Source organism: Streptomyces sp. NPDC028289 (assembly GCF_055565975.1).
Map to the genome: position 1 here is coordinate 1,115,811 of NZ_JBVHTI010000001.1, position 18,971 is coordinate 1,134,781.

Here is an 18,971-nt window from a genome sequence, read left to right on the forward strand (position 1 = left end):
TCCCCATGTAGACGACATCTACGTATGAAGACAGAGACTAGATATGCGAACGCATCCCGTCAACGGCGCACACCACCCCCGCCCCCTACGATCTGCACATGTCCGAGACAGCAGGGGTCCGCGAGGTGAAGTCCGCGGCGCGCACCGTGGAGCTGCTGGAGCTCCTCGCCGCCCGCGGCGACCGACCGGCCCGCCTCCAGGAACTGGCGGACGGCCTCGGCGTCCCGCGCAGCTCGATGTACGCCCTGCTCCAGACGCTGATCGCCCGGGGCTGGGTGCGCACCGACACCACCGGCTCCCTCTACGGCATCGGCATCCGCACCCTGCTGACCGGCACCAGCTACCTCGACTCCGACCCGCGCGTCCGCCTCGTACGCCCCTACCTCGACGAGGCCTCGGAGGCGCTCGGCGAGACGATCCACCTGGCCCGCCTGGACGGCCCGGACGTGGCGTACCTGGCGACCCGCGAGTCCCACGAGTACCTGCGCACGATCAGCAGGGTGGGCCGCCGCCTCCCGGCCCACGCGGGCGCACTCGGCAAGGCACTGCTGGCGGAACGCCCGGACGCCGAGCTCCCCGCGGGCCCTTACCGGCCCCTCACCCCCCACACCCACACCACCCCGGACGCGCTCTCCGCCGACCTGGCCGGGGTCCGCGCCCGCGGCTACTCGATCGACCGCGAGGAAGGCGTCCTGGGCATCGCCGGCTACGGCTTCGCCCTGCGCTACGACATCCCGGCCCAGGACGCCATCAGCTGCTCGGTACCGGTGGCCCGCCTCACGCCGGAGCACGAGGACCGGATCGTGGCCGTGATGCAGGAAATCCGCACGCGGATCGAATCAGCGACGACAGGCGGCACGGTCAACTGGCGCTGAGCGGCCCGGGGGGCCGGGGGGCCGGTTCGTAGCCGGGTGCGGGCCGGTGGGGGCTGGTCGCGCAGTTCCTCGCGCCCCTGAAGGGCGCTACAGTCGGCGCTCCTTTCCAGCCGCGGGCAGTCCTGCCGCTGGGGCGGCACGGGTGGGCTCTTGAGGGAAACGGCTGGGCAGCGCCCCGTCAGGGGCGCTGGGGGTACCCCCGGCCGAAGGCTGGGGGAGGAACTGCGCGACCAGCCATCGCACCCGCACCCGCCGCTCCACCGACCCCCCACGGCGCGCGGCGCTCCTACCCTCCTCCCCACATCCAAAACCACACCGTGCCCCACATCACACCCCCCACCCTTCTGCTCCTTCCCCCCACTTGATACAAATTCCCCGCGCGTTCCTGTCCCTCGACGGCCTGCGCCCAACCCCCTTCTTGAGCCGCTCCTTTCGCATGCCCTGGGAACGCCCGTGTCCGCCCCCCGCACCACCCCCTGGCCCCTCGTCGCCCTTTTCACGGCCGGGTACCTCGCCCCGTACCTCCTCCCGACCACCGTCGGCCGGCTCGAATCGGGGCTCCCCCTCTCCGCAACCCAGGCAGGCGCCGTCGGCAGTGCCCTGCTGCTGAGTTCGGCGGCGGCCGGCTTCCTCCTCGCGTCCCGGGTCGACCGCATCGGCCCCCGCACGCTCGCCCGCCTCGGCCTCCTGCTCGCGGTTCTCGGCTACGGCGGCGCCGCCCTGACCGCCGCCGTCCCCGCGGTCGTCGCCGGCGCCGTCGTCGGCGGCTTCGGCTCCGGCACGGTCACCGCCGTCGCCGCCACCGGCATCGCCGCACAGCGCGACCCCCACCGCACCACCACCCTCGGCCTCCTCGGCGTCTCCGCCCTCGCGGGTGCCGTCTACCTGACGGTCCCGCACCTCGGCCCCGGCCACGCGCAGCCCCTCGCCGCGATCGCGCTCACCGCGCTCGCGGTCTGGCCGCTCACCGCCCGGCTGTCCCCCCGCACCGCCCCGGCCGTCCCCCGCACCGCCACCGGCTCCCGGCTCCCCCACCTCCGTTCGGGCCTGCTGCTGGCCGCCGCGATGCCGTGCTGGTCGGCCGCGCAGAACTCGCTGTGGGGCGTCAGCGGCCGGATCGGCCTGACGCAGGCGCACCTCGGCGAGGCGACCGTCGGCGCGGTGTTCGCGGTGGCGCTCGGCACCGGCCTGCTCGGCGTGGTCGGCGCGGGCGCCCTCGGCCCGCGGCTCGGGCAGGCCCTGCCCATCGGTCTGGGCACCGTGCTGATCGCGGGCTGCATCGCGCTCAGCGCGTCCGCCACCGACCTGACGACGTTCGCGTCCGGCGAGATCGCCTGGAACCTGCTCTACCCGGTCGTCCTGTCGTACCTCATCGGGCTCGCCGCCGCCCTCGACCCGCGGGGCCGCTGGGCGGTGCTGGTCGGGTCGGCGTCGTCGCTGGGGACGGCCGTCGGCCCGATGACCGGCAGCCTGCTGGCGGCGCGGGCCGGATTCCCGGCGATGGGAACGGTCCTCGCGGTGGGCCTGCTGGCGGTCGCGGTACCGCTGACGGCGGTGGCACTGCGACGCAGGACCACCACCGTCACGACCGGCCCGGCACTCACCGACGGCACGACCGTACGACTGGACGTCGCGGCCTGAGCAGCAGCGCCCCCGAAGGGGCGCTGGGGGTACCCCCCGGCGGGGGGGCTGGGGAAGGAACTGCGCGACCAGCCACGACGGCGCCGCAGACGGCAGACGGCACATCGCGGCGCTTCCGGCGAAGCGAACCGCTCAGCCGTGGGCCTGCCCGAACTCGTAGGCGTCGACCTCGGCGAGGTAGCGGGCCCGCAGCTCCTCGTCGTCCTCGAGGAAGGACGCGAGGAAGGAGTTGCGGGCCAGTCCCCGCATCTGCTCCCTGGACAGGCCCAGGGTGTCGCGCACGGCGTGGTAGTTGTCGGCGACGTAACCGCCGAAGTAGGCGGGGTCGTCGGAGTTGACCGTGCACAGCAGCCCGGCGTCGATCATGGCCGGAAGCGGGTGTTCGGCGAGCACGTCGACCGCGCGCAGCCGGACGTTCGACAGCGGGCACAGCGTCAGCGGGATCCGCTCCCGCACCAGACGCGCCACCAGCTCCGGGTCCTCCATGCAGCGCAGCCCGTGGTCGACGCGCTCGACGCCGAGCACGTCCAGCGCCTCGGTGATGTATTCCGGCGGCCCCTCCTCACCCGCGTGGGCCACCCGCCGCAGCCCCAGCCCGGCCGCCGCCTCGTACACCTCGCGGAACTTGGCCGGCGGATGCCCGACCTCCGCGGAGTCGAGCCCGATACCGGTGATCCGGTCGAGGTACGGCTTCGCCGCCTCCAGCGTCGCCATCGCCGACTCCGCGGACTCGTCCCGCAGGAAGCACATGATCAGGCGGGTGGAGATCCGGTGGCTCTCGGCGCTCCGGCCGAGCGCCCGCCACAGGCCCTCGACGACCGTCCCCATGTCCACGCCCCGCGCGAGGTGCGCCTGCGGGTCGAAGAAGATCTCGGCGTGCCGCACGCCCTGCGCGGCGGCCCGCGAGAGGTACGCGTCGGCGAGGTCGTCGAAGTCCTGCTCGGTGCGCAGGACGGCCATGAGCTCGTAGTAGAGGTTCAGGAAGGACTGCAGGTCCTCGAACTGGTAGGCCTTGCGCAGCGCGTCGGTGTCCGCGTAGGGCAGCTCGACGCCGTTGCGCGCGGCCAGCAGGAACGCCAGCTCGGGCTCCAGGGTGCCTTCGATGTGGAGGTGCAGTTCTGCTTTGGGGAGGGGCATCAGAGCATGGTACGGCCGCTTCACCTGCGCTTCGGGACCGGCACTCGGAGCAGGTCGTGGGCGACGGTCAGTTCGCCCTCGTAGCCGACGGCCCGCGCCTGCCGTTCGAAGTCTCCCCCAGACTCCGTCCGGGAGGTGCCCCCAGGTTCGGAGTAGCGCTGGCTGAAGTGGGTCAGCACGAGGTGCCGTACCCCCGCGTCGCGGGCGACGGCCGCCGCCTGACCGGCGGTCAGGTGGCCGTGGTCCGCGGCCAGCCGGGCGTCCTCGTCGAGGAACGTCGACTCGATGACGAGCATGTCGCAGTCCTCGGCCAGCGCGTGCACGCCGTCGCAGAGCCTGGTGTCCATCACGAACGCGAACCGCTGACCGCGGCGCACCTCGCTGACCTCGTCGATCGTGACGTCCCCGAGGACGCCCTCGCGCTGGATCCGGCCGACGTCGGGGCCGGTGATGCCGTACGCGGCCAGCCGTTCGGGCAGCATGCGGCGGCCGTCGGGCTCGGTGAGCCGGTAGCCGTACGACTCGACGGGGTGGGAGAGCCTGCGGGCCTGAAGCCGGTACGACCGCGTGACGGCGAGGTCGCCGCCCTCTCCGTCGACCGGGGCCTCGGTGATGCCGACGGTCTCGCGGTAGGCGGTGGCGTACCGGAGCCGGTCGAAGAAGCGCTGCCCGGACTTCGGGTAGTGCGCGGTGACCGGGTGCGGGACCTGGTCGAGGTTGATGCGCTGGATGACGCCGGAGAGGCCGAGGGAGTGGTCGCCGTGGAAGTGGGTGACGCAGATCCGGTTCAGGTCGTGGGCGGCGACCCCGGCCCGCAGCATCTGCCGCTGGGTGCCCTCGCCGGGGTCGAAGAGGATGCCCTCGCCGTCCCAGCGCAGCAGGTAGCCGTTGTGGTTGCGGTGCCGGGTGGGGACCTGGCTGGCGGTGCCGAGGACCACCAGTTCACGTACGGACACGGCTGGCTATCCGGGCGGCCACTGCAGGCCGCGGCCGCCGATGACGTGGGCGTGGGCGTGCCAGACGGTCTGGCCGGCGCCGCTGCCGGTGTTGAAGACGAGCCGGTAGCTCTCCAGCTTGTCCTCGTCGGCGACGGCCTGCGCCTCGCGCAGTATGTCGGCGGCCACGGCGGGTTCGCCTGCGGCGAGCTCGGCCGCGTTCCTGTAGTGGACCTTGGGGATCACCAGGACGTGGGTGGGTGCCTGGGGGTTGATGTCCCGGAAGGCGACGGTGGTGTCCGTCTCCCGGACGATCGTCGCGGGGACGTGGCCTGCGACGATCTTGCAGAACAGGCAGTCGTCCTGGGGTTCCCCTGCCACGTCTTCTCCTCGACCCGGTGATCAGTTCCGGGGGCATCGTATCGTCGTCGGGTGCGGGTCCGGTGGGGACTTGTCGCGCAGTTCCTCCCCCGGCCTTCGGCCGGGGGTCCCCCGGCGCCCCTCAGCTCGGCAAGGCCGGCGGGGTTTTCGCGGGACTGTCCTCCAGTGCCTCCAGCGCGAGTCGGACGGCCTCGTCCAGCTGGGGGTCCCTCCCCGCCCCCCAGTCCTGTGGGGTCTGGACGACCTCCACGTCCGGGTCGACGCCGTGGTTCTCCACGCCCCAGCCGTAACCCTCCAGCCAGAACGCGTACTTCGGCTGGGTGACCAGTGTGCCGTCGACCAGGCGGTAGCGGCTGTCGATGCCGATCACGCCGCCCCAGGTGCGGGTGCCGACCACCGGGCCGATGCCCAGCGCCTTGATCGCCGCGTTGACGATGTCGCCGTCCGAGCCGGAGAACTCGTTCGCGACGACCACGACCGGTCCGCGGGGCGCGTCCCGCGGGTAGCTCTGCGGCCGCATGCCGCGCGGCAGGTCCCAGCCGACGATCCGCCGGGCCAGCTTCTCCACGACCAGTTGGGAGGTGTGCCCGCCGCGGTTCTCGCGGACGTCCACGACGATGCCCTCGCGGGCCATCTCCACGTTCAGGTCGCGGTGGATCTGGGCCCAGCCGGGCGCCTGCATGTCGGGGACGTGGAGGTAGCCGAGGCGGCCGCCGGACAGCTCGTGGACGTGGGCCCGGCGGTCGGCCACCCACGCGTGGTAGCGGAGCGGTTCCTCGTCGGAGACCGGGACGACGACCGGGTGCCGCAGCTCGCCGCCGCCCGCCGGGGACACGGTCAGTTCGACCGCCTTGCCGGCCGTGCCGACGAGGAGCGGGCCGGGGCCGGTCACCGGGTCGACGGGGCGGCCGGCGACGGCCACGATCGCGTCGCCGGGGCGTACCGCGGCGCCGGGTGCGGCGAGCGGGGAGCGGGCGCCGGGGTCGGAGGTCTCGGCGGGCAGGATCCGGTCGATGCGCCAGCTGCCGTCGGCGTGCCGGGAGATGTCGGCGCCGAGCAGGCCCTGCCGGGCGCCGCCGCCGTGGCCGCCGCGCGGGGTGACGTAGGCGTGCGAGGTGCCGAGTTCGCCCTGGACCTCCCAGAGCAGGTCGACGAGGTCGTCGTGGGTGGCGCAGCGGTCGACGAGCGGGCGGTAGCGGTCGAGGACGCCGTCCCAGTCGACGCCGCCGAGGTCGGGCCGCCAGAACTGGTCGCGCATGATGCGGCCGGTCTCGTCGAACATCTGCCGCCACTCGGCGGCCGGGTCGACGGTCTGCCGGACCCGGGACAGGTCGACGGTGATGTTGGTGTCGCTGTCGTCGTCGTTCGAGGCGCGGCGGTCGCTGGGTACGACCTTGAGCTTGCCGTCGGCCCAGAGCAGGACGCGTTTGCCGTCGCCGCTGACCTCGAAGTGGTCGGCGTCGGAGGCGAGGTACTCGATGCGCTGCTGGGCGAGGTCGTAGCGCTCCAGCTCGGTCTTGGGCGCCGGGTCCTCGGGGTGGGCGCGGGAGGCGCCGAGGACGCCGCGGACCGGGTGGCGCAGCCAGAGGACGCCGTCCTTGGCGGCGCGCAGCGTGGAGTAGCGGCCGGCCTCGACGGGGAAGGGCACTATCCGGTCGGCGAGGCCCTCCAGGTCGATGCGGGTGGCGGGAGTGCCCTCGGCGTCCGGGGTCTCGTCCTTGTCGGGGGTCTCGAAGGGACGGCCGTGCCGCTGCGGGCCGAACGGCGAGGGGGTGGTGGCCGCCAGGGTGATCAGGTGCGGGCGGTCGCCGACCACGAAGGCCAGGTCGAAGACGTGCTCGTCGTAGACCGGGTCGAAGGAGCGGGTGGAGAGGAACGCGAGGTGTTTGCCGTCGCGGGTGAAGGCGGGGTCGTAGTCCCGGAACCGCAGCGGGGTCGCCTCGGTGACGGTGAGGTCGGTGGTGTGGGCTATGCGGAGCTGGCAGAGGCCGCCGGCGCCGGGGTGGGACCAGGCGAGCCAGCCGGAGTCGGGTGAGAAGGCGAGTCCGGAGACGTCGCCGTCCTCGCTGCGGTCGACCTCGCGGACCTCGCCCGTCTCGCGTTCGACGAGGAGCAGGCGTCCGTCGTGGGCGGCGACGGCGACCCGGCCGCCGTCGGGGGCGACGGCCAGGTCCAGGACCCGGCCGAGCTGTCCGGCGGCGATCCGGCGCGGGGTGGCGCCGGGCACGAGTCCGGTGGCGGGGGCGAACTCCAGGGCGTCGTCGCCCTCGGCGTCCGTCACCCACACCACCGATTCCTCGGCGTCCGCGCGGAAGGTGACGGGCAGCCGGGCCCGCACCCCGGGCTGGGCCGCGAGGGCCCGCGCCGGGCCGGACCGGTGGGTCACCCAGTGCACGCCGCCGCGCACCAGGACGGCGCTGCCGCGCGCGGTGTGGTCGGGCGAGGCCGAGCCGAACCAGCGGGCCGCGTTGACCGGGTACGGCTGCCGGTCCACCCGCTGTCCGCCGAGCCTGATGTCCAGGCGGCGCGGCTCGGCGCCCTCCAGGTCGTCGAGGAGCCAGAGTTCACCGGCCGAGGCGTAGACGACGCGGGTGCCGTCGCCGGACGCGTGCCGGGCGTAGAAACCTCCCCCACTCTCGGCTTCGCTCGAGCGGGAGGTGCCCCCAAGGGGGGTGTGCCGGCGCAGGTCGGAGCCGTCGGCGAGGGAGGAGTACAGCGCACCCGTGCCCTCGTGGTCGGAGAGGAACGCGATCCGGTCGCCGGCCCACACGGGGTACTCCAGGTTCCCGTCCAGCTCCGCGTGCAGCCGTACGAACTCGCCGGCACCCTCCCGGTCGATCCACAGCTTGCCCGCCGTACCGCCCCGGTACCGCTTCCACCAGGCCGCCTCCCGCCCCATCGGCGCGGACAGCAGCACGGTGTGCGGGCCGGGGGCGACATGGCCGACCGGGCCGTACGGCAGGACGGTGGACGGGCCGCCGTCGAGCGGGACGGTGTGGGCCCAGCTGCGCCGGAGGCTGGCCTGGCCGTGGGTGGAGATGGCGAGGACCTGCCCGTCGGCGGTCCAGCCGCGTACCTGGGTGCGGGAACTCCCCCAGTGCGTCAGGCGGGTGGACGGGCCGCCGTCGACGGGGGCGAGGTGGATCTCGGGGGCGCCGTCGCGGGTGGAGGTCCAGGCGACCGTGGTCCCGTCTGGCGAGATGCGCGGCAGCGTCACGGGGACGTTGTCGGCGCTGACCCGCCAGGCCCGGCCGCCCTCCAGGGGCGCGAGCCACACGTCGTCCTCGGCGGTGAAGGCGACCAGATCGCCGTGGACATGGGGAAATCGGAGGTAGGACCGCGGTCCTGTCGCTGCACCCTGAGTCACTCGCTCAGACTATGCACCGGGGCGTGTTCCCGGTGGCCGATTTCGATCACTTGCCCTGTACCGGCCAGCACTTGGGGTCGCCCTGGCACCAGATGGTCTTCGTGACGGTCACGGTGGGGCCCGGCTGCTGTCCGTAGGTGGGCGGCCGGTAGGTGCTGTACGTCGGCCCGGGCGTGGCGTCGCAATTGCCCAGCCCGTTCACCCGGAACCACTCCTTGCCGCCGACCTTGGCGACGAGGCTCCCGCGCACGCAGGCGCCGCTGACGGCCTTGGTGACCCGGCCGGTGACGGTGATGTTCCGGCCGTCCGTGGTCCGGCCCTGGCAGTCGACGGAGACGACGGTGGTCGAGGTGGCCGACGGCGTCTTCGTGCTCTTCGTGGTCCCCGCCGACGACCCGTAGTTGCCGGTGCAGGTGAGCCAGTCGACGTCGACGTGCTGGCGTTTCAGCTCGGCGGTTGCGGTCCGGTCGGTGGTGTAGGCGACCGTCGCGGTGTTCAGGTCGCTCGGCTGACACGCCACCGCACCGCCCACGGCGAGCACCGCGAGCCCTGCCACGGCCGCCACCCTGGTCCCGCGCGGCCGGCCCCAAATCCTCCTCAATACCCCCATGGAGGGCAGCCTGCCACCGTCGTACCGGTGGCGGTAGGGGGCATACGGCCACTCACGTGTTCGGAGAGGTCACCCGTGCCGGTGCACCGTCCCTCAGGTGCGCAGCAGCAGCCACTCCTGCAGTTCCACCAGGTTGCCCTCGGGGTCCTTGAGATGGGCGACCCGCATGCGTTCCGTCATCTCCGCCGGCCCGTGCAGGAGGACCGCCCCCCGTCCGACGATCTGCTCGCAGTAGGTGTCGAGGTCGTCGACGCGCAGCACCACCAGCGAGCGGTGCCCGGTCGCCGCGTCCCCCAACTCGTCCAGTATCGCGGCCATCATCGCCCGGTCCTGCAGACCGATCCCCGCCGATCCGGCGTGCGGGCTGAACTTCTCGTACGGCCCCTCGCTCGCCCCGGACTGCGGCTTCAGTCCGAGCACTTCGGCGTAGAAGCGGTAGCAGGCGACGAAGTCGGTGACCAGGAGCCGGACTTGGGCGAGTTCCACGGCGTGTTCCCCAGGGTGTGGTGCGGTCGGTTCAGGACCACCGGCCGGTGCGGCCCAGCAGCAGGGCCGTGGCCGCCGTCCCGGCGGTCGACGTGCGCATCACGGTAGGCCCCAGGGTGTACGTCTTCGCACCCGCCTCCTCGAACAGCGCCACCTCGTCCCGCGCGACGCCCCCCTCGGGCCCGACGACCAGCACGATCTCGCCGTCGGCGGGCAGTTCGGCCGCGGCGAGCGGCTCGCTGCCGTGCCCGAAGTCGGAATGCAGCACGGCGGCGAGGTCGGCCTTGGCCAGAAGTGCCGCAACCTGCCTGGTCGTCGCCGCGTCCGCGACCTCCGGGAACCGCACCCGGCGGGACTGCTTGCCGGCCTCGCGGGCGGTGGCCCGCCACTTCGCCAGCGACTTGAGACCCCGTTCGCCCTTCCACTGGGTGATGCAGCGGGCGGCCTGCCAGGGCACGATCGCGTCGACGCCGACCTCGGTCATGGTCTCCACGGCGACCTCGCCGCGGTCGCCCTTGGGGAGGGCCTGGACGACGGTGATGCGCGGAGCCGGCTCCGGCTCCTCCGAGACCGACGTCAGGTGGACGACCAGCCGGTCCTTGCCCTCGGCGGCCACCACGTCGCAGACCGCGTAGCGGCCGGCGCCGTCGGTGAGGACGACCTCCTCGCCGGGCTGGAGCCGCTTCACGGAGACCGCGTGCCGTCCCTCGGGCCCGTCGAGGACGTACTGTCCGCCGGCGTCCGTACGGAAGTGCTCGACGACGAAGACGGGGGCGGTCATCGCTTCTCCCCCTCCTTGGTGGACAACGCTGTCGACGCGGCGGCGAGTTCGGCCGCGAGGGTCTCCACCAGCTGTCCGGCGGGCAGCTCGCGGGCCATCCGGTGCCCCTGCCCGGCCCACAGGGCCATGCCCTGCGCGTCCCCGGACCGGGCGGCGGCCTTGCGCAGCGGGGAGGTGAGGTGGTGGACCTCCGGGTAGGCGGCGGGCGCGTACGGGCCGTGCTCGCGCATGAACCGGTTGACCAGGCCGCGGGCGGGCCGCCCGGAGAACGCCCGGGTCAGCGCGGTCCGCGTGAAGAGCGGGTCGGTGAGCGCCTGCTTGTGCAGGCCGGCGGCGCCGGACTCCGGGGTGGCGAGGAAGGCCGTCCCCAGCTGGGCGGCGCTCGCCCCCGCCGCCAGTACGGCCGCGATCTGGCCGCCGCGCATGATCCCGCCCGCGGCGACGACCGGGATGCCCACGGTCTCGCGCACCTGGGCGACCAGCGACAGCAGCCCGATGCCGGACCCGTCGTTCTCCGGCAGGTCCCGGTGGGTGCCCTGGTGTCCGCCGGCCTCCACGCCCTGGGCGATCACCGCGTCCGCCCCGGCCCGCTCGACGGCGAGGGCCTCCTCGGCGGTGGTGGCGGTGACCAGCGTGACCGTCCCGGCCCGCCGCAGCGAGTCCAGCACCTCCCGCGTCGGCACGCCGAAGTGGAAGGAGACGGCGGCGACCGGGTTGTCCAGCAGCACGGCCAGCTTGGCCTCGTACCCGTCGTCCCGGCCGCTGTCCGGGTCGCCGAGCTCGGTCTCGTACCAGGCGGCCTCACCGGCCAGCTGATGCGCGTAGACCTCCACGGCACCGGACTCGCCGTACTCGGGCTGCGGCATGAAGACGTTCACACCGAAGGGACGGCCGGTCAGCCCCCGCAGCTGCTTGATCTCCTGATACATCCCGTCGGCGGTCTTGTACCCGGCGGCGAGGAACCCCAGCCCGCCCGCCTCGGACACGGCGGCGGCAAGCTGCGGGACGGAGACCCCGCCTGCCATGGGGGCCTGCACGATCGGAAGAGGGAAGAGATCGGTCAGTGCGGAGGACATGACGGCATGTTGTCACGTCCTCCGAACAAGACCGAATCAGGCCGCCCCTTTGGCACATGCCACAAATCTCCCCCCACCGACCCGACCGGTCCAGGGCGAGCGACCTCACCTCTCGACCGACCGAGCCGGGCGAGCGACCTCACCTCTCGACCGACCGAGCCGGGCGAGCAACCGCACCCCTCGACCGACCGAGCCGGGCAAGCAACCGCACCCCTCGACCGACCGAGCCGGGCAAGCAACCGCACCCCTCGACCGACCGAGCCGGGCGAGCAACCGCACCCCTCGACCGACCGAGTTGAGGGGCGACCGCACCTGTTGACGGACCGAGTCGGGTGGTGGGTGGGCATAGGTCCCGGGGGTCCAGGGGGCGGAGCCCCCTGGCGGGGTCGAAGGGGCGGAGCCCCTTCACGGCACCCCGTCAACGCCCGTTGAACGCGTCCTTCAGCCGGCTGAACAGCCCTTGCTGACCGGGCTGGAACTGCCCCTGCGGCCGCTCCTCCCCGCGCAGCTTCGCCAGCTCCCGCAGCAACCGCTCCTGCTCGGGATCGAGCTTGGTCGGCGTCGTCACCTCGACGTGGACGATGAGATCACCGCGCCCCCCGCCCCGCAGATGCGTGACCCCACGCCCGTGCAGCGGAATCGACTGCCCGGACTGCGTGCCCGGCCGGATGTCGACCTCCTCCAGCCCGTCCAGCGTCTCCAACGGCACCTTCGTACCGAGCGACGCCGCCGTCATCGGAATCGTCACCGTGCAGTGCAGGTCGTCCCCGCGCCGCTGGAACGTGGAGTGCGGCAGCTCGTGGATCTCGACGTACAGGTCACCGGCGGGACCGCCACCCGGCCCGACCTCACCTTCACCGGCCAGCTGGATCCGCGTGCCGTTGTCGACACCGGCCGGGATCTTCACGGTCAGCGTCCGCCGCGACCGCACCCGCCCGTCACCCGCGCACTCCGGGCACGGCGTCGGCACGACCGTCCCGAAGCCCTGGCACTGCGGGCAGGGCCGCGAGGTCATGACCTGGCCCAGGAAGGACCGCGTCACCTGCGAGACCTCACCACGGCCCCGGCACATGTCACACGTCTGGGCGGAGGTGCCCGGCGCCGCGCCCTCACCGTTGCAGGTGTTGCAGACGATCGCCGTGTCGACCTGGATGTCCTTGGTCGTGCCGAAGGCCGCCTCGTCGAGCTCGACCTCGATCCGGATCATCGCGTCCTGGCCGCGCCGCGTACGCGACCGCGGCCCGCGCTGGGACGCCGTACCGAAGAACGCGTCCATGATGTCCGAGAAGTTCCCGAACCCACCGGCCCCGAAGCCGCCCGCGCCCGCGCCGCCGCTCTGCGACAGCGGATCCCCGCCGAGGTCGTAGACCTGCTTCTTCTGCGGGTCGGAGAGCACCTCGTAAGCGGCGTTGATCTCCTTGAACCGCTCCTGGGTCTTCGGATCCGGGTTGACGTCCGGGTGCAGCTCGCGCGCGAGCCGACGGAAGGCCTTCTTGATCTCTTCCTGCGACGCGTCGCGGCGCACGCCGAGAACGGCGTAGTAGTCCGTGGCCACTTACGACTCCGCCAGGATCTGTCCGACGTACCGTGCCACCGCTCGTACCGCTCCCATCGTTCCCGGGTAATCCATGCGGGTCGGTCCGACCACGCCGAGTTTGGCGACTGCCTCGCCGCCCGAACCGTAGCCGACCGACACCACGGACGTGGAGTTGAGTCCCTCGTAGGCGTTCTCGTGACCGATGCGTACGGTCATGCCCGAATCCCCTGCCTCGCCCATGAGCTTGAGGAGCACGACATGCTCCTCCAGCGCCTCCAGGACGGGCCGGATCATGAGGGGAAAGTCATGTCCGAAGCGGGTGAGATTGGCGGTGCCGCCGATCACCAGCCGCTCCTCGTTCTCCTCGACGAGCGTCTCCAGCAGGGTGGAGAGCACCGCCGAGACCGTGCCGCGGTCCTCGGCCTCGAACGCTTCCGGCAGGTCCTCCACCAGCCGGGGCACGTCCGAGAACCGGCGCCCCGCGACCCGGCTGTTCAGCCGCGCCCGCAGGTCCGCCAGAGACGTTTCCCCGAAGGGCGCCGGGCAGTCGACCATCCGCTGCTCGACCCGCCCGGTGTCGGTGATCAGCACCAGCATCAGCCGGGCCGGCGCGAGGGAGAGCAGTTCCACGTGCCGCACGGTCGACCGCGTCAGCGACGGATACTGCACGACCGCCACCTGCCGGGTCAGCTGGGCCAGCAGCCGAACGGTCCGCGCCACCACGTCGTCGAGGTCGACGGCGCCGTCGAGGAAGTTCTGGATGGCCCGCCGCTCGGGCGCACTCATCGGCTTGACGCCGGCCAGCTTGTCCACGAACAGCCGGTACCCCTTGTCGGTGGGGATCCGCCCCGCGCTGGTGTGCGGCTGGGCGATGAACCCCTCGTCCTCCAGGGCGGCCATGTCGTTGCGCACGGTCGCCGGGGAGACCCCGAGGTTGTGCCGTTCGGTCAGCGCCTTCGACCCGACCGGTTCCTCGGTGCCGACATAGTCCTGGACGATGGCGCGCAACACCTGAAGCCTGCGTTCACTCAGCATCCGGCGCCACACCTCCAGAAAGTCGTCACCGCGGCCTTTCGGTCCCTTCGGGCCTTTCGTCTGGCACTCTGCGAACGCGAGTGCCAGCATCCCCGGCCCAGTGTACGGCCGTGGGGTACTGACTGGGCAAGGTCGGTCAGGACCCATGGCGTTCTACGGCTAGCGTCGCGGCATGACGGTGACTTGGGAAGAGCTGGGCTGGGAGCGGGTGGCCGAAGGGGTCGGCCGGTGCCGGCTGCCGGGCTGGGACTGCACGGCGGGTCTGGTCCTGGGCGCGGGCACGGCCCTGATGGTGGACGCCGGGTCGAGCCTGGCGGAGGGCGCGCGGTTGCGCACGGAGGCGCAGGCGCTGGCCGACCGCCGTGTGACCCATCTCGCGCTCACCCATCCCCACTTCGACCACGTCTTCGGCGCGGCCGCCTTCGCGGGTGCGGACCTGTACGCGGCGGTGGGCACGGAGGCCGTCCTCGCGTACCACCGCGAGGAACTCCGCCGGGACGCGATCCGCAACGGCCTGCCGGCCGCGGAGGCCGAGGAGGCGGCCGACGCCCTCCCGCTCCCGCGCCACCTGGTCTCCGGCGAGTGGACCCTCGACCTGGGCGACGGCCGCCAGACCCTGCTGGCCAACGTGGGCCCCGGCCACACCCCCCACGACCTCGCCGTCCTGGTCCCCGGCGACCCGGAGGTGGTGTTCTGCGGCGACCTGGTGGAGGAGTCCGGCGATCCGCAGGCCGGCCCCGACGCCGTACCGTCCCGCTGGCCCGCGGCCCTGGACCGCCTCCTCTCGCTCGGTGGTGATCGCGCCCTGTACGTCCCCGGTCACGGAGCGGTCGTCGACGCGGCGTTCGTACGGGCCCAGCGCGACGCCCTGGCCGCCCGTTTCGGCGTGTCGTAGGCGCACCCGTTCGGCTTCTCCTATCGTCATCCGAATGCGCCAGTACTCCGCCGACCTGACCCCGCCCTGGAAGAAGCCGAAGCCGGTGCCCGAGGTGGCCGCCGAACCCGGTCTGGTGGTCGAGGAGCCGGGTACCGGTTTCTGCGGCGCGGTGATCCGCTGCGAGGCGGGCACGGTCACCCTGGAGGACCGCTTCGGCAAGCACCGCGTCTTCCCGCTGGAGCCGCGCGGCTTCCTCCTGGAGGGCCGGGTCGTCACCCTCGTACGCCCCACGTCAGGGGGGCCGGTACGTCCCTCCCGAACCGCATCCGGCTCGGTCGCCGTCCCCGGCGCACGCGCGCGTGTCGCCCGTGCGGGCCGCATCTACGTGGAGGGCCGCCACGACGCGGAACTGGTCGAGAAGGTCTGGGGCGACGACCTGCGCATCGAGGGCGTGGTCGTGGAGTACCTGGAGGGCGTCGACGACCTTCCCGCCATCGTCGCCGAGTTCGCCCCCGGTCCCGACGCCCGCCTCGGCGTCCTCGTCGACCACCTGCTCCCCGGCACCAAGGAGTGGCGCATCGCGCAGTCCGTCACCAGCGACCACGCCCTGGTCGTCGGCCACCCGTACATCGACATCTGGGAGGCGGTGAAGCCGTCGTCCCTGGGCATCGGCTCCTGGCCCCGCGTCCCGCACGGCCAGGACTGGAAGACGGGCGTCTGCCGGGCGCTGGGCTGGCCCACGGACAGCACGGGCGCGGTGTGGCAGGCGATCCTCGCGCGCGTGGGCTCCTACAAGGACCTGGAGCCGGAGCTGCTGGGCCGGGTGGAGGAACTGATCGACTTCGTCACGGGCAGCGGTGGGGCCTGACCGTGATCAGTCCACCAGATCACGCACCACCGCATCCGCCAGCAACCGCCCCCGCAGCGTCAGCACGGCCCTCCCCCCGCCATACGGCCCCTCCTCCAGCAAGCCCTCCCCCAGCGCCCGCCGCGCGGCCTTCAGCCCCTCCTCCTTCAGCAGCGCCAACGGCGCCCCCTCCCGCAGCCGCAGCTCCAGCAGGATCCGCTCCACCCGCCGGTCCTCGTCCGACAGGACCTCCCGCCCGGCGCCCGGCGACCGCCCCGACGCCAGCGCCGCCGCGTACGCCCCCGGGTGCTTGACGTTCCACCACCGCACGCCCCCCACGTGCGAGTGCGCCCCCGGTCCGGCGCCCCACCAGTCGGCGCCCCGCCAGTACAGCTCGTTGTGCAGGCAGCGGCCCGCCTCCGAGGTGGCCCAGTTGGACACCTCGTACCAGTCGAAGCCCGCCTCCGACAGCACCGAGTCGGCGATCAGGTACCGGTCGGCGTGGACGTCGTCGTCGGTCATCGGCACCTCGCCCCGGCGGATCCGGCGGGCCAGCTGGGTGCCCTCCTCGACGATCAGCGCGTACGCCGAGACGTGGTCGGGCCCGGCGCCGATCGCCGCGTCCAGCGAGGCCCGCCAGTCGTCGTCGGACTCGCCCGGGGTGCCGTAGATCAGGTCGAGGTTGACGTGCTCGAAGCCGGCCGCGCGGGCCTCCGCGACGCACGCCTCGGGACGCCCGGGGGTGTGGGTGCGGTCGAGGACCCGCAGCACGTGCTGCCGTGCGCTCTGCATGCCGAAGGAGATCCGGTTGAAACCGCCCTCGCGCAGGGCCGACAGGTAGGCGGGGCCGACGGACTCCGGGTTCGCCTCCGTCGTGACCTCCGCGTCCGCCGCGAGCCCGAACTCGTCCCGGATCGCGCCCAGCATCCGTACGAGATCGGCGGCGGCCAGCAGGGTCGGCGTACCACCGCCGACGAACACGGTCCGCACCTCGCGCGGATCGTCGCCGAGGACCTTCCTGGCCTGCCTGACTTCGTCGATCAGGGTGTCCGCGTAGTTGTCGCGGGAGGCGAGGACACCGCCCGTGCCGCGCAGCTCGGTCGCCGTGTACGTGTTGAAGTCGCAGTAGCCGCAGCGGGTCGCGCAGTAGGGGACGTGCAGGTAGAACCCGAGGGGGCGGGCGGCGGCACCGGCGAGCGCGGAAGCGGGGAGCGCGCCGTCGTCGGGGACGGGCTCGCCGTCGGGGAGTGCGGAAGGCATGTCCTCCATTGTCCCGTACGACAGTCTCGTACGGCTGTCCCGTACGACCGTCTCGTGCGGCTGCCCGGTACGACCGTCTCCTACGACAGTCCCGGACGGCTGTCCCGTGCGACGCGGGTCACTCCGCCTGGAGGACGAGCAGCGCCAGGTCGTCCTCCGGCTGTCCGCCGCCGAACTCGTGGACGAGCCGTCTGATGCGTTCGGCGATCAGGTCGGCGTTCAGCCCCGCGCAGCCGGCCAGCGCCCGCGCGAGCCCGTCGCCGTCGTCGAACTGGCGGCTGCCGGAGCGCCGCTCGGTGACCCCGTCGGTCACGCACAGCAGGCTGTCGCCGGGCGCGAGCTCGATGGTCTCGCTGGTGTAGGTCTCGTCCTCGACGACCCCGAGCAGGGTCTGCGGGCGGGCGGCGGTGCGGACCTCGCCGTCGGGGCCGAGGAGCAGCGGCAGCGGGTGCCCGGCGGAGGCGAGGGTGCAGCGGATGCCGCCGCCGTCGAGGGGGGTGAGTTCGCCGTAGAGAAGGGAGAGGAAACGGGTCTGCGGGCCGTCGCCGGGCGTCAGGGCGCGGCCGCCGGCGGCGACCAGGGCGCGGGCGGCGGCGTCGGCGGCCTCGGTGGCGTCGTCGAGGAGGAGCTGGTTGAGGCGGTCGAGGACGTCGGCGACCCGGTAGCCCTCGCGGGCGAGGAGCCGCAGCCAGGGCCGGGCGAGGCCGATGACGACGGCGGCCTCGGGGCCCTTGCCCTGGACGTCGCCGACGGCGAAGCACCAGCGGCCGTCGCCGGCCGGGAAGAGGTCGTAGAAGTCGCCGCTGGGGCCGCCCTTGTCGCACGGTTCGTAGACGAGCGCGCTGCGCACGCCCGGGATCTCGGCGACCGCGCCGGGCAGCAGACCGCGCTGCAGGACGGCGCTGATGGTGGCCTGGCGGGCGTACTGGCGGGCCGCGCCGATGGCGAGGGCGACCCGGCGGCCGAAGTCCTCCACGAGGCCGGTGATCTCGTCGGGGATGCCGTCCGGGCCGGACCGCCCGATGACGAGCGTGCCGAGCGGGCGGCCGCCCGCGATCAGCCGGTAGGCGAGCGCCGAGCCGTGCACGCCCTGCGGGCCGAGTGCCGCGCCGGGCCAGGGATACGACTCGGGCCCGGACCGTAAGCCGCTGCTCGGGCACGGCGGGTCCTTCTCCAAGGCGTGGCGCAGCTCCTCGATGCGGTTCTCGCTGCCGTGCCAGACCCGGGCCAGCCGCGGGCCGCCCGCACCGCCCGCACCGCCGGGGTCGCCCCAGCCCCCGCCGCGTACGGTCGCCTCGTCCTCCAGCCACACCGCGCACCAGTCGGCGAGCCGGGGCACGATCAGCTGGCCGGTGAGCGCGGCCACCAGATTCTCGTCGAGCTGGCCGGCTAGCAGGTCGGAGGCCTCGGCGAGGAAGGACAGCGCGCCCCGGTTGAGCCAGTCCCGGTCGCGCTCGGGGCGGTGGGAGCATCCTCCTTCGCGCTCCGCCGCGACCGCGTGCGCGTGCGCGTGCGGGGGCGGAGGCGGTTCGGGGGCGAGGATCTCGGCGACCTTCAGCTGCTGCTCGTCGGGGAGCGTGCCGCCGCGGCCGGTCAGCCGCGCCCACACCGACTTGGCGCCGGTGCGGTACGTCACCCCCCAGGACTCGGCGAGCGAGGCGACCAGGCGCAGCCCGCGCCCGAACTCCGGTGTCTCGTACGGCGTCTCGCCCGGGTGGTCGCGGGGCGCGCGGGAGGGATGGTGGTCGGTGACCTCGACGACGAACGCCGTCTCCTCCCGCTCCTCCAGCCACCAGTCGACCTCGAGGTCCGTACCGGCGTGCACGACGGCGTTGGTGACGAGTTCGCTGACGACGACCATGGCGTCCTCGGCGACCCGCTGCTGCTCCGGGCGGAGGAGCCCGCACTCGGTCCATTCGTCGAAGGAGGCGCGCACCAGGGCGCGGGCGGAACCGGGCGCGAGGGGGCCTCCGGGCAGGCTCGCGCGCCCCTGCGCACGCGGGCCCGCGGTGTCGTGCGCGGGCGCCGCGTCGTGCGCAGGCGCCTCACGGACCCGGGAGACGGTCTCCCGTTGCGTGGGTATGGCCCCCATGTCCAGCTCCCCGAGCAGTTCGGACGAATACATC

16 protein-coding genes are annotated in these 18,971 nt (G+C 73.3%); 4 read left to right on the forward strand and 12 right to left on the reverse strand.

All coding sequences use genetic code 11. The features are described from left to right. The first annotated feature begins 98 nt into the window (after positions 1-98). Complete coding sequence (locus ACZ4UV_RS04910) at positions 99-875, forward strand: IclR family transcriptional regulator (protein WP_390040188.1); 777 nt, start codon at positions 99-101, stop codon at positions 873-875. A 453-nt stretch (positions 876-1,328) separates the two neighbouring features. Next, the gene (locus tag ACZ4UV_RS04915) at positions 1,329-2,516 is read left to right on the forward strand and encodes an MFS transporter (protein ID WP_467835838.1); all 1,188 of its coding nucleotides are present in this window, start codon (positions 1,329-1,331) and stop codon (positions 2,514-2,516) included. 132 nt (positions 2,517-2,648) lie between these two features. On the opposite strand, the gene ACZ4UV_RS04920 is transcribed toward ACZ4UV_RS04915, so the two are convergent. The 10 genes from ACZ4UV_RS04920 to hrcA form a co-directional block, all read right to left on the reverse strand. Further along, positions 2,649-3,653, reverse strand: a complete 1,005-nt coding sequence (locus ACZ4UV_RS04920; RefSeq protein ID WP_390040184.1) for an adenosine deaminase — start codon at positions 3,651-3,653, stop codon at positions 2,649-2,651. Positions 3,654-3,673: 20 nt separating this feature from the next. Beyond that, positions 3,674-4,609 (reverse strand): ribonuclease Z, encoded by a 936-nt coding sequence (locus ACZ4UV_RS04925; protein ID WP_390040182.1) that lies wholly within the window; start codon positions 4,607-4,609, stop codon positions 3,674-3,676. Positions 4,610-4,615: 6 nt separating this feature from the next. Continuing rightward, positions 4,616-4,969, reverse strand: a complete 354-nt coding sequence (locus ACZ4UV_RS04930) for a histidine triad nucleotide-binding protein (RefSeq protein WP_093503166.1) — start codon at positions 4,967-4,969, stop codon at positions 4,616-4,618. A gap of 121 nt (positions 4,970-5,090) precedes the next feature. Next, on the reverse strand, positions 5,091-8,336 hold the full coding sequence (locus ACZ4UV_RS04935; protein WP_467835840.1) for a S41 family peptidase: 3,246 nt from the start codon (positions 8,334-8,336) through the stop codon (positions 5,091-5,093). 46 nt (positions 8,337-8,382) lie between these two features. Continuing rightward, the gene (locus ACZ4UV_RS04940; protein ID WP_451022149.1) at positions 8,383-8,946 is read right to left on the reverse strand and encodes a hypothetical protein; all 564 of its coding nucleotides are present in this window, start codon (positions 8,944-8,946) and stop codon (positions 8,383-8,385) included. Between the two features lie 93 nt (positions 8,947-9,039). After that, positions 9,040-9,432: a VOC family protein gene (locus ACZ4UV_RS04945; RefSeq protein ID WP_451022148.1), complete on the reverse strand. Its 393-nt coding sequence runs from the start codon at positions 9,430-9,432 to the stop codon at positions 9,040-9,042. Positions 9,433-9,463: 31 nt separating this feature from the next. Continuing rightward, on the reverse strand, positions 9,464-10,213 hold the full coding sequence (locus ACZ4UV_RS04950; RefSeq protein WP_451022147.1) for a 16S rRNA (uracil(1498)-N(3))-methyltransferase: 750 nt from the start codon (positions 10,211-10,213) through the stop codon (positions 9,464-9,466). Next, positions 10,210-11,289 carry a nitronate monooxygenase gene (locus ACZ4UV_RS04955; protein ID WP_390040171.1) on the reverse strand — a complete coding sequence of 360 codons (1,080 nt, stop codon included), beginning with the start codon at positions 11,287-11,289 and terminating at the stop codon, positions 10,210-10,212. Before ACZ4UV_RS04955 ends, ACZ4UV_RS04950 begins: the two co-directional genes overlap by 4 nt. A gap of 418 nt (positions 11,290-11,707) precedes the next feature. Further along, entirely contained in the window at positions 11,708-12,844 is a 1,137-nt protein-coding gene (dnaJ, locus tag ACZ4UV_RS04960) for a molecular chaperone DnaJ (RefSeq protein ID WP_093503154.1), read from the reverse strand. Next, a complete protein-coding gene (gene hrcA / locus ACZ4UV_RS04965) occupies positions 12,845-13,861 on the reverse strand; it encodes a heat-inducible transcriptional repressor HrcA (protein WP_351490598.1) in 1,017 nt (338 codons plus the stop codon). It lies immediately after the preceding gene. A 172-nt stretch (positions 13,862-14,033) separates the two neighbouring features. On the opposite strand from hrcA, the gene ACZ4UV_RS04970 reads away from it, so the two are divergent. Continuing rightward, positions 14,034-14,756: an MBL fold metallo-hydrolase gene (locus ACZ4UV_RS04970; protein WP_451019989.1), complete on the forward strand. Its 723-nt coding sequence runs from the start codon at positions 14,034-14,036 to the stop codon at positions 14,754-14,756. Positions 14,757-14,790: 34 nt separating this feature from the next. Beyond that, a complete protein-coding gene (locus ACZ4UV_RS04975; protein ID WP_390040165.1) occupies positions 14,791-15,606 on the forward strand; it encodes a DUF3097 domain-containing protein in 816 nt (271 codons plus the stop codon). 6 nt (positions 15,607-15,612) lie between these two features. On the opposite strand, the gene hemW is transcribed toward ACZ4UV_RS04975, so the two are convergent. Together hemW and ACZ4UV_RS04985 are read right to left on the reverse strand one after the other, a co-directional pair. Continuing rightward, positions 15,613-16,845 (reverse strand): radical SAM family heme chaperone HemW, encoded by a 1,233-nt coding sequence (gene hemW / locus ACZ4UV_RS04980; protein ID WP_451019988.1) that lies wholly within the window; start codon positions 16,843-16,845, stop codon positions 15,613-15,615. Positions 16,846-16,963: 118 nt separating this feature from the next. After that, positions 16,964-18,937, reverse strand: coding sequence for a SpoIIE family protein phosphatase (locus ACZ4UV_RS04985; RefSeq protein ID WP_467835844.1), 1,974 nt, complete (start codon positions 18,935-18,937; stop codon positions 16,964-16,966). Between the last annotated feature and the right edge of the window lie 34 nt (positions 18,938-18,971).

What these genes read in the sequence shown, in the direction of transcription:
- ACZ4UV_RS04910 (WP_390040188.1), top strand. Translation starts at nt 99, where the DNA reads ATGTCCGAGACAGCAGGGGTCCGCGAGGTGAAGTCCGCGGCGCGCACC.
- ACZ4UV_RS04920 (WP_390040184.1), bottom strand. Translation starts at nt 3,653, where the DNA reads ATGCCCCTCCCCAAAGCAGAACTGCACCTCCACATCGAAGGCACCCTG.
- ACZ4UV_RS04940 (WP_451022149.1), bottom strand. Translation starts at nt 8,946, where the DNA reads ATGGGGGTATTGAGGAGGATTTGGGGCCGGCCGCGCGGGACCAGGGTG.
- ACZ4UV_RS04950 (WP_451022147.1), bottom strand. Translation starts at nt 10,213, where the DNA reads ATGACCGCCCCCGTCTTCGTCGTCGAGCACTTCCGTACGGACGCCGGC.
- ACZ4UV_RS04955 (WP_390040171.1), bottom strand. Translation starts at nt 11,289, where the DNA reads ATGTCCTCCGCACTGACCGATCTCTTCCCTCTTCCGATCGTGCAGGCC.
- hrcA (WP_351490598.1), bottom strand. Translation starts at nt 13,861, where the DNA reads ATGCTGAGTGAACGCAGGCTTCAGGTGTTGCGCGCCATCGTCCAGGAC.
- ACZ4UV_RS04970 (WP_451019989.1), top strand. Translation starts at nt 14,034, where the DNA reads ATGACGGTGACTTGGGAAGAGCTGGGCTGGGAGCGGGTGGCCGAAGGG.
- ACZ4UV_RS04975 (WP_390040165.1), top strand. Translation starts at nt 14,791, where the DNA reads ATGCGCCAGTACTCCGCCGACCTGACCCCGCCCTGGAAGAAGCCGAAG.
- hemW (WP_451019988.1), bottom strand. Translation starts at nt 16,845, where the DNA reads ATGCCTTCCGCACTCCCCGACGGCGAGCCCGTCCCCGACGACGGCGCG.
- ACZ4UV_RS04985 (WP_467835844.1), bottom strand. Translation starts at nt 18,937, where the DNA reads ATGGGGGCCATACCCACGCAACGGGAGACCGTCTCCCGGGTCCGTGAG.